At 61.1% G+C, this 13,950-nt stretch carries 13 protein-coding genes; 6 read left to right on the top strand and 7 right to left on the bottom strand.

Features of this window, described 5'->3' with window-relative positions; all coding sequences use genetic code 11:
* Positions 1-2: 2 nt before the first annotated feature.
* The 3 genes from AGR7B_RS16765 to AGR7B_RS16755 form a co-directional block, all read right to left on the bottom strand.
* Entirely contained in the window at positions 3-1,604 is a 1,602-nt protein-coding gene (locus tag AGR7B_RS16765) for a carboxyl transferase domain-containing protein (protein WP_080857380.1), read from the bottom strand.
* A gap of 7 nt (positions 1,605-1,611) precedes the next feature.
* A complete protein-coding gene (locus AGR7B_RS16760) occupies positions 1,612-2,784 on the bottom strand; it encodes an isovaleryl-CoA dehydrogenase (RefSeq protein ID WP_080857379.1) in 1,173 nt (390 codons plus the stop codon).
* A gap of 80 nt (positions 2,785-2,864) precedes the next feature.
* The gene (locus AGR7B_RS16755) at positions 2,865-3,338 is read right to left on the bottom strand and encodes an Lrp/AsnC family transcriptional regulator (RefSeq protein WP_035221263.1); all 474 of its coding nucleotides are present in this window, start codon (positions 3,336-3,338) and stop codon (positions 2,865-2,867) included.
* A 231-nt stretch (positions 3,339-3,569) separates the two neighbouring features.
* Here AGR7B_RS16755 and AGR7B_RS16750 point away from each other — a divergent pair, with 231 nt between their 5' ends.
* The 6 genes from AGR7B_RS16750 (at position 3,570) to gpmI (ending at position 11,264) form a co-directional block, all read left to right on the top strand.
* Positions 3,570-4,685 (top strand): acetyl-CoA C-acyltransferase, encoded by a 1,116-nt coding sequence (locus AGR7B_RS16750; protein ID WP_245317742.1) that lies wholly within the window; start codon positions 3,570-3,572, stop codon positions 4,683-4,685.
* 12 nt (positions 4,686-4,697) lie between these two features.
* Positions 4,698-5,825, top strand: coding sequence for an acyl-CoA dehydrogenase family protein (locus AGR7B_RS16745; RefSeq protein ID WP_080857377.1), 1,128 nt, complete (start codon positions 4,698-4,700; stop codon positions 5,823-5,825).
* A 44-nt stretch (positions 5,826-5,869) separates the two neighbouring features.
* A complete protein-coding gene (locus tag AGR7B_RS16740) occupies positions 5,870-7,108 on the top strand; it encodes a 3-methyl-2-oxobutanoate dehydrogenase (2-methylpropanoyl-transferring) subunit alpha (protein WP_078053448.1) in 1,239 nt (412 codons plus the stop codon).
* 3 nt (positions 7,109-7,111) lie between these two features.
* A complete protein-coding gene (locus tag AGR7B_RS16735) occupies positions 7,112-8,125 on the top strand; it encodes an alpha-ketoacid dehydrogenase subunit beta (RefSeq protein ID WP_080857376.1) in 1,014 nt (337 codons plus the stop codon).
* A gap of 2 nt (positions 8,126-8,127) precedes the next feature.
* Positions 8,128-9,399 carry a dihydrolipoamide acetyltransferase family protein gene (locus AGR7B_RS16730; RefSeq protein WP_080857375.1) on the top strand — a complete coding sequence of 424 codons (1,272 nt, stop codon included), beginning with the start codon at positions 8,128-8,130 and terminating at the stop codon, positions 9,397-9,399.
* 347 nt (positions 9,400-9,746) lie between these two features.
* Complete coding sequence (gene gpmI, locus AGR7B_RS16720) at positions 9,747-11,264, top strand: 2,3-bisphosphoglycerate-independent phosphoglycerate mutase (protein WP_080857374.1); 1,518 nt, start codon at positions 9,747-9,749, stop codon at positions 11,262-11,264.
* 74 nt (positions 11,265-11,338) lie between these two features.
* Here gpmI and AGR7B_RS16715 read toward each other — a convergent pair whose 3' ends face one another.
* From AGR7B_RS16715 to blh, 4 genes are read right to left on the bottom strand one after another with little or no spacing between them, the layout of a single operon-like run.
* Complete coding sequence (locus AGR7B_RS16715; RefSeq protein WP_078053452.1) at positions 11,339-11,776, bottom strand: YeeE/YedE family protein; 438 nt, start codon at positions 11,774-11,776, stop codon at positions 11,339-11,341.
* The gene (locus tag AGR7B_RS16710; protein WP_121490430.1) at positions 11,773-12,180 is read right to left on the bottom strand and encodes a YeeE/YedE family protein; all 408 of its coding nucleotides are present in this window, start codon (positions 12,178-12,180) and stop codon (positions 11,773-11,775) included. The genes AGR7B_RS16715 and AGR7B_RS16710 overlap by 4 nt, the downstream gene beginning before the upstream one ends.
* Positions 12,177-12,533, bottom strand: a complete 357-nt coding sequence (gene bigR, locus AGR7B_RS16705; protein ID WP_059753505.1) for a sulfite-sensing transcriptional repressor BigR — start codon at positions 12,531-12,533, stop codon at positions 12,177-12,179. Before bigR ends, AGR7B_RS16710 begins: the two co-directional genes overlap by 4 nt.
* Positions 12,527-13,822, bottom strand: coding sequence for a bifunctional sulfur transferase/dioxygenase Blh (gene blh, locus AGR7B_RS16700; protein ID WP_080857373.1), 1,296 nt, complete (start codon positions 13,820-13,822; stop codon positions 12,527-12,529). The genes bigR and blh overlap by 7 nt, the downstream gene beginning before the upstream one ends.
* Positions 13,823-13,950 lie beyond the last annotated feature (128 nt).

Raw genomic sequence — 13,950 nt, 5'->3', positions numbered from 1 at the left:
CCTCACATCCTGAATATGCCAAAACGGGTGGGTTCAATTGGTGCGTTAAGCGCGGCGGAAAGACCGAGGCCGAGCACGAGGCGGGTATCCTTCGGATCGATGATGCCGTCGTCCCACAGCCTTGCACTGGCATAATAGGGATGGCCTTCCCGTTCGTATTTTTCCCGGATCGGCTGCTTGAACGCCTCTTCGCCTTCCTTCGACCAGTGGCGGCCATCGGCTTCGATGCCGTCGCGGCGGATTTGCGCCAGAACGGACGCCGCCTGTTCGCCACCCATCACGGAAATGCGGGCATTCGGCCACATCCACAAAAAGCGCGGTGAATAGGCCCGCCCGCACATACCGTAATTGCCGGCCCCGAAGGAGCCGCCGATGATGACGGTGAATTTCGGCACTTTGGCTGAAGCGACGGCGGTAACGAGCTTCGCGCCATCCTTGGCGATACCACCAGCCTCATAGGCCTTGCCGACCATGAAGCCGGTGATGTTTTGCAGGAAAACCAGCGGGATGCCGCGCTGGCAGCAGAGCTCGATGAAATGCGCGCCCTTCAGCGCCGATTCCGAAAAAAGGATACCATTATTGGCGATGATGCCAACGGGATAGCCATGGATATGGGCGAAACCGCAGACGAGCGTCGTGCCGTAAAGCGCCTTGAACTCATCGAATTCGGAACCATCCACCAGACGAGCGATGATCTCACGCACCTCGAAAGGTTTTCGCGTGTCGGCAGGAACGATGCCATAAAGCTCGTCGGCCGGGTAAAGCGGCTCCACCGGTTCGCGGATATCGAGTTCCATCTGCTTGCAACGATTGAGGGTGGAAACGATCCGTCGGGTCAGTGCCAGCGCGTGGCGGTCGTCGTGGGCATAATGATCGGTGACGCCGGATTGCCGCGAATGCACATCCGCGCCGCCCAGCTCTTCCGCACTCACCACCTCGCCGGTCGCGGCCTTTACCAGCGGCGGGCCGCCGAGGAAGATCGTGCCCTGATTTTTGACGATGACGGACTGGTCGCTCATGGCGGGCACATAGGCCCCGCCCGCCGTGCAACTGCCCATCACCACGGCAATCTGGGCGATACCTTGCGCCGACATATTGGCCTGATTGTAGAAGATGCGGCCGAAATGATCGCGGTCGGGAAATACTTCGTCCTGATTAGGCAGGTTCGCGCCGCCGGAATCCACGAGGTAAATGCAGGGCAGGCGGTTCTCCGTGGCGATTTCCTGCGCGCGCAGATGTTTCTTCACCGTCAGCGGATAATAGGTGCCGCCCTTTACCGTCGCATCATTGGCGACGATCACACATTCGCGGCCGGAGACCCGGCCGATGCCGGTGACGATGCCCGCGGCGGGAACGGGTTCGTCATAGACCTCGTATGCCGCGAATTGCGAGAATTCGAGAAACGGGCTGCCGGGATCGAGAAGGGCTTCGATCCGGTCGCGCGCCAGCAATTTGCCGCGGGAAAGATGCCGTTCACGGGCCTTGTCGCCGCCGCCTCTGGAGATTTTTTCGACGTGTTGGCGCAGGTCATCCACCAGCCCCGACATGAAATCGACATTGGCAGCGAAGGTCGGGTCGCGGTTCAGACTTGAAGTAAGCTTCATCGTGTCCTCACCCGTTGTCCTTGACCAGTTCGCGGCCGATCAGCATCCGGCGAATTTCGCTGGTGCCTGCGCCGATCTCATAAAGCTTGGCGTCGCGCAGCAGCCTTCCGGCCGGGCTTTCATTGACATAACCGGAACCGCCGAGAAGCTGGATGGCATCCAGCGCCACCTGCGTCGCCCGTTCGGCGGCAAAGAGGATCGCGCCCGCCGCATCCTGCCTTGTGATGCGGCCATTGTCGCAGGCTCGCGCAACGGCATAGACATAGGCGCGCGACGCATTCATGGACGAGTAGATATCGGCAAGCTTGCCCTGCACCAGCTGGAATTCGCCGATAGGCTTGCCAAACTGCTTACGCTCACGCGCATAGGGCAGCACCAGATCGATGGCCGCCTGCATGATGCCGACCGGGCCGGCGGCCAGCACGGCGCGCTCGTAATCCAGCCCGCTCATCAGCACCGTCACGCCGTCATTGAGGCGGCCGAGAATGTTCTCTTCCGGCACCTCGCAATCCTCGAACACCAGTTCTGACGTGGGCGAGCCGCGCATGCCAAGCTTGTCGAGTTTCTGGGCCGGGCGAAACCCTTTGAAGCCTTTTTCGATCAGGAAGGCGGTGATACCGCGAGGGCCGGCCGACATATCCGTCTTGGCGTAGACCACCAGCGTATCGGCCTCGTGGCCATTGGTGATCCACATTTTCGAGCCGTTCAGCACGTAGCGGTCACCCTTACGTTCGGCCTTCAGCCGCATCGACACGACATCCGAACCGGCTTCCGTCTCGCTCATGGCGAGCGAGCCGACATGTTCGCCGGAGACGAGTTTCGGCAGATATCTGTGCTTCTGCTTATCCGTTCCCCAGCGGTGGATCTGGTTGATGCAGAGGTTGGAATGGGCGCCATAGGAAAGGCCGATGGAAGCCGAAGCCCGGCTTATTTCCTCCATCGCCACGCAATGGGCGAGATAACCCATGTCGGCACCGCCGAATTCCTCCGAAACAGTGATACCGTGCAGGCCGAGTTCACCCATTTGCGGCCAGAGCTTACGTGGAAAACGGTCGTCGCGGTCGATCTCCGCCGCCAAGGGGGCAATTTTATCATCTGCAAATGCGCTTGCGCTGTCGCGCAATGCTGCGATTTCCGGGCCGAGATCGGCATCGAAAATGGCGGCGAGGTTCAAACTCATCGCGTCTCCTCCTCCGGACGGCCTTTGCCACCGTCCCTTTTGTCAGCAGCCGGCAACTCCTCCGCGCCGGCAACCTTGATTTACGGCGCGTCACCCCCGGTGAACGCGGCGGAACGGCGCACGAATGTCTTGATGGCGAAATTGGACTGGATACGCGACACGCCGGGAACCGTGGTCAGGAAATCCAGAAGCTCCTGATAATGCGGCAAATCCCGCACCATGGCGTGGATCAGATAATCCGAACTGCCGCTGGTCTGATAACCGCCCACCACTTCCGGAATGGAGGCGACATGGTGTTCGAAGGTCGTCAGCGCCTCCTTGATCTGCCGTTCCAGCGTGACGGAGATGAAGACGCCCATATTGCCGAGCAGCCGGTTCTCATCGAACACGGCAGTATAACCGCGAATGATGCCTTCCTCTTCCAGCTTGCGCACGCGTCGCAGCGTCGGCGTGAAGGAAAGACCTATCCGCGCTGCCAGGTCACGCCAGCTCACCCGCCCGTCATCGCCGAGCACATGCAGAATCTTCCGGTCGAAACTGTCGAGCTCAATCATGGATCATTTGCTCTATGATATGACTATTTATTGGATCAAAGATATCGCCAATCAAAAAACTGTCAATCAAAATAGCTTTGAAATGAATTCGAGATAGTGATAGCGTTCACCTCAGTCGCGGTCTGGAGGAGATTGCGATGACGGTCGTTCTCTCAAGCGGGAGGATGGCCAAGGGAGGTGAATTTGGCTGTGCATGACCCTGTCGTGATCGTCGGGGCCGCCCGTACTGCTATGGGTGGGTTCCAGGGCGAATTCAAATCGCTGGCCGCGCCCGATCTCGGTGCGGCGGCGATCCGCACGGCTGTTGAGCGGGCTGCGGTTCCGCCTTCTGATATTGACGATGTGCTGATGGGCTGTGTGCTCACGGCCGGGCAGGGGCAGGCTCCGGCCAGACAGGCTGCCATTGCCGCCGGAATCCCTAACTCGGTTGGCGCGACGACCATCAACAAGATGTGCGGCTCGGGCATGAAAGCGATCATGCTGGCGCATGATCAGCTTGCGGCGGGAAGCTCTTCCATCGTACTTGCGGGCGGTATGGAAAGCATGAGCAATGCGCCCTATCTCTTGGATCGCGCCCGGAACGGCTATCGTCTCGGCCACGGCAAGCTCACTGACCACATGTTTTTGGATGGCCTCGAAGACGCTTATGACAAGGGTCGGCTGATGGGCACTTTCGCGGAAGATTGTGCTGAAGCCTACCAATTCACCCGTGCCATGCAGGATGACTATGCGCTGACCTCGCTGGAGCGCGCCCGGCGTGCCATCGCTGAGGGGGCTTTCGAAGCGGAGATCGCGCCTCTCGGCGATGTTGCCGTGGACGAGCAGCCGGGCAAGGCGAAGCCGGAAAAGATCCCGCAACTGAAGCCCGCCTTCCGCGATGGCGGAACGGTGACGGCGGCCAATTCCAGTTCGATTTCCGATGGCGCTGCCGTTCTCGTTCTCATGCGTCGCTCCGAAGCGGAAAGGCGGGGCCTTTCACCGCTGGCGACCATTATCGGCCAAACCTCTTATGCGGATGCACCCGCCGGATATCCAACGGCTCCCATCGGCGCGATGAAAAAGCTGTTCGATAAAACCGGCTGGGCGGCGAAGGATATCGATCTGTTCGAAATCAACGAGGCCTTTGCCGTGGTGGCGATGGCGGCAATGCGCGATCTCGATCTGCCGCATGAGAAGGTGAATGTGCATGGCGGCGCCTGTGCGCTCGGCCATCCGATCGGCGCTTCCGGCGCGAGGATCGTTGTCACCCTGCTGGCCGCCCTGCAGCGTCACGGGCTGAAGCGCGGCGTGGCTGCCGTCTGTATCGGCGGCGGTGAAGCAACCGCGCTCGGCATCGAGCGGCATTGAGGGGAGGCGGTGATGATCCTGAACGAATTCCAGCAGCAGATCAGGGACATGGCCCGAGATTTTACCCGCGAGCGGCTCGCCCCTGGCGCAGCTTCGCGTGATCGGGAAAGCCGGTTCCCGAAAGACGAACTGAAGGAAATGGGAGAGCTAGGTTTCCTTGGCATGCTGGTCTCCGAGGACTATGGCGGCTCGGAAACCGGTGCCGTCGCTTATGCTCTGGCGCTGGAGGAAATCGCTGCCGGCGACGGCGCCTGTTCCACCATCATGAGTGTGCATAATTCGGTCGGTTGCGTGCCGATCCTGAAATTCGGGACCGAAGACCAGAAGCAGCGTTTCCTGCCGAAACTGGCCTCCGGCGAATGGATCGGTGGTTTTGCGCTGACCGAACCGCAGGCCGGTTCAGATGCGTCCAACCTCAAGACCCGCGCCCGGCGCGAAGGCGACCGATATATTCTCGATGGCGCGAAGCAGTTCATCACCTCGGGCAAGAATGGCGATGTCGTCATCGTCTTTGCAGTTACCGATGCGGCGGCGGGCAAGAAGGGCATCAGCGCGTTTATCGTGCCGACCGATACGCCGGGTTACGAGGTCATAAGGGTCGAAGAAAAGCTCGGCCTGCATTCATCCGACACCTGCCAGATTGCCTTTACCGAGATGGCGGTACCGGCCGAACTGCGGCTGGGCGAAGAGGGGCAGGGGTATCGCATCGCGCTTGCCAATCTGGAAGGTGGGCGCATCGGCATCGCCGCGCAGGCGGTCGGCATGGCGCAGGCCGCCTTCGAGGCGGCGCGGGATTATGCCCGCGAGCGCAAGGCCTTCGGGCAGGCAATCGTGGAGCATCAGGCGGTGGCGTTTCGCCTCGCGGACATGGCGACGCGGATTACGGCGGCGCGGCAGCTGGTGCTGCATGCGGCGGCGCTGAAGGAGGCGGGAGAGCCCTGTCTTTCGGAGGCCTCGATGGCCAAGCTCTTCGCCTCCGAAATGGCCGAGCGCGTCTGCTCGGACGCCATCCAGATTCACGGCGGTTACGGCTACATGGCGGATTATCCGGTGGAGCGGATCTATCGCGATGTGCGCATCTGCCAGATTTACGAGGGGACCAGCGATGTCCAGCGGATGGTGATCGCGCGGAACCTTTGAGAGTTGTTTCGCGGTCTGGAGGAGATCGCGACGGGAGGAGTAGAATGGATATAACCGAAACGCCACGTCTCAGCCTGCATGTTCCCGAACCTGCGGTGCGGCCCGGCGGGGAGCCGGATTTCTCCAATGTGAAAATACCCAAGGCCGGTTCCGTGCCGCGCCCGGAGGTTGACGCCGCGCCGGAAAGCATGCGCGATCTCGCCTATTCGATCATCCGTGTCCTCAATCATCAGGGCGAGGCCGTCGGACCCTGGGCCGGGCTGCTTTCGGATGAAGACTTGCTGGTAGGCCTCAAAAACATGATGCGGCTTCGGGCTTTCGATGCGCGCATGCTGATGGCGCAGCGGCAGGGCAAGACCTCCTTCTACATGCAGCATCTGGGTGAAGAGGCGGTGAGCTGCGCCTTCCGCAAGGCGCTTTCCAAGGGCGACATGAATTTCCCGACCTACCGGCAGGCGGGCTTACTGATCGCCGATGATTATCCGCTCGTCACCATGATGAACCAGATCTATTCCAACGAACTGGATCCGCTGCACGGGCGGCAGTTGCCGGTGCTTTATTCCTCGAAGGAGCATGGTTTCTTCACCGTCTCCGGCAATCTCGCCACGCAATATGTGCAGGCGGTCGGCTGGGCGATGGCGTCGGCCATCAAGGGCGATACGAAGATCGCAGCCGCCTGGATCGGCGACGGTTCGACGGCGGAGTCGGATTTTCACTCGGCGATGGTCTTTGCCTCCACCTACAAGGCCCCGGTGGTTCTCAATATCGTCAATAACCAATGGGCGATTTCCACCTTTCAGGGCATCGCGCGCGGCGGCTCCGGCACCTTTGCGGCGCGCGGCCTGGGCTTCGGCATTCCCGCACTGCGGGTCGACGGCAATGATTATCTCGCCGTTTATGCCGTGGCGCGCTGGGCGGTGGAACGGGCGCGCCGCAATCTCGGCCCGACGCTGATCGAATATGTGACCTATCGTGTCGGCGCCCATTCCACGTCGGACGATCCGAGCGCCTATCGTCCCAAGACGGAATCCGAGGCATGGCCGCTGGGCGACCCGGTTCTGAGGCTCAAAAAACACCTCATCCTGCGCGGCGTCTGGTCGGAGGAAAGGCACCGGCAGACGGAGGCGGAAATTGCCGATGAGGTGCTTGATGCGCAGCGCGAGGCGGAAAGCCACGGCACGCTGCATGAGGGCGGCAAACCGCCGAAAAAGGATATTTTCGAAGGCGTTTACGAGGAGATGCCGCCGCATCTCGCCCGCCAGCGCCAGAAGGCAGGATGGTAAGACATGGCAAGAATGACGATGATTGAAGCCGTCCGCAGCGCCATGGATGTGTCCATGGAGCGCAGCGACGAGGTCGTGGTGTTCGGCGAGGATGTGGGCTATTTCGGCGGCGTGTTCCGCGCCACGCAGGGGCTGCAGGGAAAATACGGCAAGACCCGCTGTTTCGATGCTCCGATCAGCGAATCCGGCATTGTCGGCACCGCCATCGGCATGGCCGCTTATGGCCTGCGGCCCTGTGTCGAAATCCAGTTCGCCGATTACATGTATCCCGCCTATGACCAGATCACCCAGGAGGCGGCGCGTATCCGCTATCGCTCCAATGGCGATTTCACCTGCCCCATCGTTCTCAGAATGCCGACCGGCGGGGGCATTTTTGGCGGGCAGACGCACAGCCAGAGCCCGGAAGCGCTTTTTACCCATGTCTGCGGGTTGAAGGTGGTGGTTCCTTCAAATCCTTATGACGCCAAGGGGCTGCTGATCGCCTCCATTGAAGACCCCGACCCGGTGATGTTTCTGGAGCCGAAGCGGCTTTATAACGGTCCCTTCGATGGGCATCACGACCGGCCGGTAACGCCCTGGTCCAAGCACGAGATGGGCGAGGTGCCGGAAGGGCACTACACCATTCCCATCGGCAAGGCGGAGATACGCCGTCCCGGAAACGCTGTCACCGTCATCGCTTATGGCACCATGGTGCATGTGGCGCTGGCGGCGGCGGAAGAGACAGGCGTGGATGCCGAGATCATCGACCTTCGCAGCCTGCTGCCGCTCGATCTAGATACCATCGTGAAGTCCGTTTCCAAGACCGGCCGCTGCGTCATGGTGCATGAGGCGACGCTGACCTCCGGCTTCGGGGCCGAAGTCGTTTCCCTGGTGCAGGAACATTGTTTTTATCACCTTGAGGCCCCCGTCGTCCGCGTCGCGGGCTGGGATACGCCTTATCCCCATGCGCAGGAGTGGGACTATTTTCCGGGACCTGTCCGTGTCGGGCGCGCCCTTGTTGAAGTCATGGAGGCCTGATTATGGCGGAATTTGTTCTCACGATGCCCGATGTCGGTGAAGGTGTGGCGGAAGCCGAACTGGTGGAATGGAACGTCAAACCGGGCGATATCGTCCATGAGGACATGGTGCTGGCCGCGGTGATGACGGACAAGGCGACTGTGGAAATCCCATCCCCGGTGGCGGGCGTCGTCACCTGGCTTGCCGTGACGGTAGGAAATACTGTGCCGGTAAAGGCACCGCTCCTGCGCATTGAAACCGATGTCGCCGCCGCCGCTCCCAATGGCAGCGTGCCGGAAGCGGAAGTACCGACACAAATGACGGAAGCGCCTGCCGACATGACGGACACGCCGCCACCCGTTGAAGCCCAGCCGACGGCGCGAGAGCCCGAGGAGCCGCCGCCGCCGCCCGCCGCCGAACCGCATCACAAGCCGCTCGCATCCCCCGCCGTTCGCCAGCGTGCCGATGATCTCGATATTGATCTCACCAAGATCAAGGGCACGGGGCCGGACGGGCATATCACCCATGCCGATCTCGATGGGTTTTTAACGGTACGGGGTCGGCCGGAACGCCCCGAGCCGATAGCGCCCCACGATAGCGCTGTCGAGGAGGTGAAGGTGACCGGGCTCAGGCGCAAGATTGCCGAGAAGATGGTGCTTTCCGCCTCCCGCATTCCCCACATCACCTATGTCGAGGAAGTCGACGTGACCGATCTGGAGGATTTGCGCGCGACCATGAACGGCAACCGCCGTTCCGGGCAACCGAAGCTGACGATCCTGCCGTTCCTGATGCGCGCGCTGGTGAAGGCCGTTGCCGATCATCCCGGCATGAATGCCACCTTCGACGACGACAAAGGGGTCGTCAGCCACTATGAAGCGGTTCATATCGGCATCGCCACGCAGACGCCGTCGGGCCTCACCGTTCCGGTCGTGCGCCACACGGAAACGCTCGGTCTTTGGGAATGCGCGGACGAAGTCGCACGCGTCGCCGAAGCCGCCCGCACCGGCACTGCGCATCGGGAAGAGCTGATGGGCTCCACGATCACCATCAGTTCGCTGGGAGCCTTGGGCGGTGTGGTCTCGACACCCATCATCAATCACCCCGAAGTGGCGATCATCGGCGTCAACAAGATCATGACGCGGCCGGTGTGGGACGGGACGCGGTTTGTGCCGCGCAAGATGATGAACCTCTCATCGAGCTTCGATCACCGGGTTGTCGATGGGTGGGATGCGGCAGTCTTCATCCAGGCCGTCAAGGCATTGCTGGAGAAGCCCGCGCTTATTTTTATCGAGTGAAGGCGATCCGTGCTCCCTCATCCCTGTGCTTGTCACAGGGATCCAGTCAGCCCAAGTCCTTGGGCTGAAAGGAGTCTCTCCACCGCGCAGACGCGCGTCGGCTGGATTCCTGTGACAAGCACAGGAATGAGGGCGTATTCGTGTCATGACAGCATTTCTTAGCCCGCGTTTTCGACCATCACGGAACTGTTTCGCTGTCGGTATAGGCTTGCGTTCGTCATCTTCGGGTATAGAAGAGAAGAACGAGAAGCATGTTTTCTCATCATGATCATAGTGGCGGAAGAGGGCGCTCCGGTGCCCGGCGGTCCGCCCTCCGCCGGCAACCGAATGAAGAAGAAGGTCCTCCCATGAGCACTCCCAAACCCGTTGTCCTGACTATTCTCGATGGCTGGGGGCTGAACGAGGACACCTCCAGCAATGCGCCGGTGCTGGCGAATACGCCCACCATGGACCGGCTTTTCGCCACCTGCCCGAATGCGAGGCTCACCACTTTTGGCCCGAATGTCGGCCTGCCCACCGGGCAGATGGGCAATTCCGAAGTTGGCCACACCAATATCGGCGCCGGCCGCATCGTCGCCATGGATCTCGGCCAGATCGATCTGGCTATCGAGGATGGCAGCTTTTTCCGCAATGCGGCGATGCTTGATTTCGCCGCCACGGTGAAGGCCGCGGGTGGTGTGGCACATCTGATGTGCGTCGTTTCCGATGGCGGCGTCCATGGCCATATCCTCCACGGTCAGGCGGCGGTGAAGCTGATGATCAGCCACGGCCTGAAGGTGGTGGTACATGCCATCACCGACGGCCGCGATGTCGCGCCGCAATCGGCTGAAGATTTTGTGGCGGCTCTGGTGGCAAGCCTGCCGCAGGGGGCAAGCATCGGCACGGTGATCGGCCGCTATTATGCGATGGATCGCGACAATCGCTGGGAGCGCGTCGAGAAAGCCTATGACGCCATGGTTCTGGCGAAAGGCGAGCATGCGCGGGATGCGGTGAGCGCCGTTGCCCAGAGCTACAAAAACAATGTCACCGACGAATTCATCCTGCCGACGGTGATCGACGGCTATGAGGGCTTCAAGGCCGGCGACGGCCTGTTCTGCCTGAATTTCCGCGCCGACCGTGCCCGTGAAATCCTGCTTGCCATAGGGGCGGACGATTTCGATGGTTTTTCGCGCGAAAAGCCAGTCCTTTCGGCGCTGCTCGGCATGGTGGAATATTCCACCCGGCACAATGATTTCATGACCACGGCTTATCCCAAGCGCGATATCGTCAATACGCTGGGCGCATGGGTGGCGAAGCAGGGGCTTACGCAGTTCCGCCTTGCCGAGACGGAAAAATATCCGCATGTCACCTTCTTCCTGAATGGCGGCAAGGAAGAGCCGGAGGTCGGCGAAGACCGCTTCATGCCGAAATCCCCGAAGGTTGCGACCTACGATCTGCAGCCGGAGATGAGCGCGCCGGAAGTGACGGAAAAATTCGTTGAGGCAATCGGCAAGGGTTACGATCTGATCGTCACCAATTACGCCAACCCCGATATGGTCGGCCATACCGGCGATCTGCAGGCCGCAATCAAGGCCTGTGAAGCCGTGGATCGTGGGCTTGGTGCGGTCGTTGCCGCCCTCGAAAAAGTGGGTGGCGCTATGCTTGTCATTGCCGACCACGGCAATTGCGAAACCATGGTCGACCCGGTGACCGGTGGCCCGCATACGGCGCACACCACCAATCCGGTGCCGGTGATCCTTTTCGGTGGCCCGGAAGGTGCGAAGCTGCATGACGGCATTCTCGCCGATGTCGCCCCCACCCTGCTGCAACTGATGAATGTGCCGCTGCCGCCCGAAATGACAGGCAAAAGCCTCATCGACCTCTAATCACACGCAGTCGCGCGGGAGCGTTCCAGCCCCGCGCGACGGCCCGTTCCCCGCGCGCCGAACCAGCGTTTGCATTATGGCTGCTTTGCGTAGAGGCGGTCGTGGACCAGCATGCCGGCAATCATGGCGCTGACGAAAAGAACGACCGGCACAAGCCCGAGGGCGAGAGCCGATAGTGCCGGGCCGGGGCAGAAACCGGCAAGCCCCCAACCGACGCCGAAAATGGCCGAGCCTGTTATGAGCGGCCGGTCGATGCGGGTTTTTACTGGAAGGCTGAAATCCTCTGCGAGGACCGGTTTGGCGAGACGTCGGCTGAGCAGCACACCCGGCACGGCGACCATCACGGCACCGCCGAGAACGAACATCAGGCTCGGGTCCCAATGGCCGCTCGCCACGTCGAGAAAACCGGAAACACGGGCCGGATCGACCATGCCGGAGAGCGAGAGGCCGAAGCCGAACAGCGCTCCGGCGGCCAATGCCAGGACAACACGCGCCACGGCCGGATTTTTCATGACAGGGCTCCTACTATCGTCGCGACGCAAATGCCGGTGATCAGGAAGGTGGCGGTCGCGGCGATGGAGCGCCGGGAAAATCGCGCCAGCCCGATGATGCCATGGCCGGACGTGCAGCCGGAGCCCATGCGCGTGCCAAAACCCACCAGCAGGCCGGCAATGAGGATGAGCGGCCATGGTGAAACTATGGTGACGGCAGGCAGCCGGCTGAATGCGGCTGCATGGATATAAGGCCCGGCCAGCAAGCCGGCGACGAAGGCGAGATCGGCAAGACGCCGCTCCCTGCCGAGCATTTTGCCCATGATCCCGCTGATGCCGGCAATGCGGCCGTTGAAAAGAAACAGCAGAATGCTGGCAAGACCGAGCAGCATGCCGCCGAAAAGAGAGGGCCAATAGGGGCTCACGGGGTCTCCTCCTCCGGCGCGCAGAATATGGTGTAAAGGGCCTCTATCAGTTGCGCCGCTTTCGCTTCGCTCAGTTGGTAGAAGATTTGCTTGGCATCGCGCCGGGTTTCGACCACACCGGCTTCCCGCAGGACGCCCAGCTGCTGGGAAAGCGTCGGCTGGCGAATATCCAGCTTCACCTCCAGCTCGCCGACGGAAAATTCCCCCTGCGCCAGCGTGCAGGCGAGCATCAGCCGCGCGGGATGGGCAAGCGTTTTCAGAAGCAGCGCGACCTCGACAGCCCGCTCTTCCATGGCGGGGAGAGGGATTTCTGCAATATGCCGGAGCTTTTCCAGCGCGTTTTCCTTTACCATATGCTGCCCCCCAGCACGTCGAGCGGGAATTTCAGGTAACGTTTGCCATTCGCTTCCGGCTCCGGCAGGCGGCCGCCGCGAATATTGACCTGCAGGGCGTGGAGAATGAGCTTCGGCATCGGCAATGTGCGATCCCGCGCTTCCCTGAGACGGATGAAGCCCTCCTCCGTCATGCCGGCAAGATGCGGATTGCTGCGTTTCTGTTCGCCGACCGTGCTTTCCCATTTAGGCGCGCGGCCGCCGGGCTGATAATCGTGGCCGGTGAAAAGCCGTGTTTCATCGGGAAGGGCGAGAATGTCCTGGATCGACGCCCAGAGTTCCCTGGCGCTACCGCCGGGGAAATCGGCGCGCGCGGTGCCGGAATCGGGCATGAAAAGCGTATCGTGCACAAAGGCGGCATCACCCACCACATAGGTCACGGAAGCGAGCGTGTGGCCGGGCGAAAACAGCACGCGCGCTTCAAGGGAGCCGATATTGAACCTGTCCCCCGCCTCGAACAGCCGGTCCCATTGCGAGCCATCGGTTTTGAAATCCGGCCAGTTGTATTTCTCCTGCCAGAGCTTCTGCACGCCGGTGACCTTCGCGCCGATCGCCGTCTGCGCGCCGGTCTTCTGCTTCAGATAATGGGCGGCGGAAAAATGGTCGGCATGCGGATGGGTATCGAGAATCCATTCCACCGACAGACCCTGGCTCTCCACATAGTCCAGAATGGCGTCGGCATTCATCGTTCCGGTCGCGCCGGATTTCTCATCGAAATCATAGACCGGGTCGATAATGGCGCAGCGCCCGGTGGAGGGATCGGACACGATATATTGCACGCTCCATGTGCGCGGATCGAAGAATGCCTTGACGTGCGGAACCGCCGCAGCGCGCCGGTCCAGCCAGCGGGTGGCGCCGGAAAGGTCAAAGCCATGCGCCTTGCCGAAAGCCTCGATATCGTCTCTTTCGATGCGTCCATCCAGCGCTTCCCCGAGAACATGAAGCGTGAGCGCGCGGGTGCCGCCCTTGCAATGGGCAAAAACGGGGCCTTCCGCTTCCGCCATTTTCTGCTGGAAGGCGCGGATATCGGCTTCGGTAATAGTAGGGCCGCTTACCGGGATGAAACCATAATCCATGCCGGCCGCGCTGGCGGCGCTTTTTTCCTGCGCATTGCCCGGCTGGCCGGGCTCTTCACCATCAGGCCGGACGTTGATGATGCTTTTATAACCCTGGGCGGAGAGTGATGGGAAATCGGCGATCATGGGCTGGCCCGCAACTGTCAGACGCTCGTTGATCTTCACGGCATTCATCGGCACCTCCTGTTGTAATAATTTAATATATATTATTATATAATGTATATTGTATGTTTGCAAGGGCGCGGACCGCCCTCGTTTCCGAATGTCTCCAGCCGTATTTTCAGGAAAGGTTCGGAAAGAAA

This window comes from Agrobacterium deltaense RV3, assembly GCF_900013505.1.
GTDB classification, from domain to species: Bacteria; Pseudomonadota; Alphaproteobacteria; order Rhizobiales; family Rhizobiaceae; genus Agrobacterium; species Agrobacterium leguminum.
Note: the sequence above shows the minus strand (reverse complement) of the source record. Positions and strands in the feature narration are given on the sequence as shown.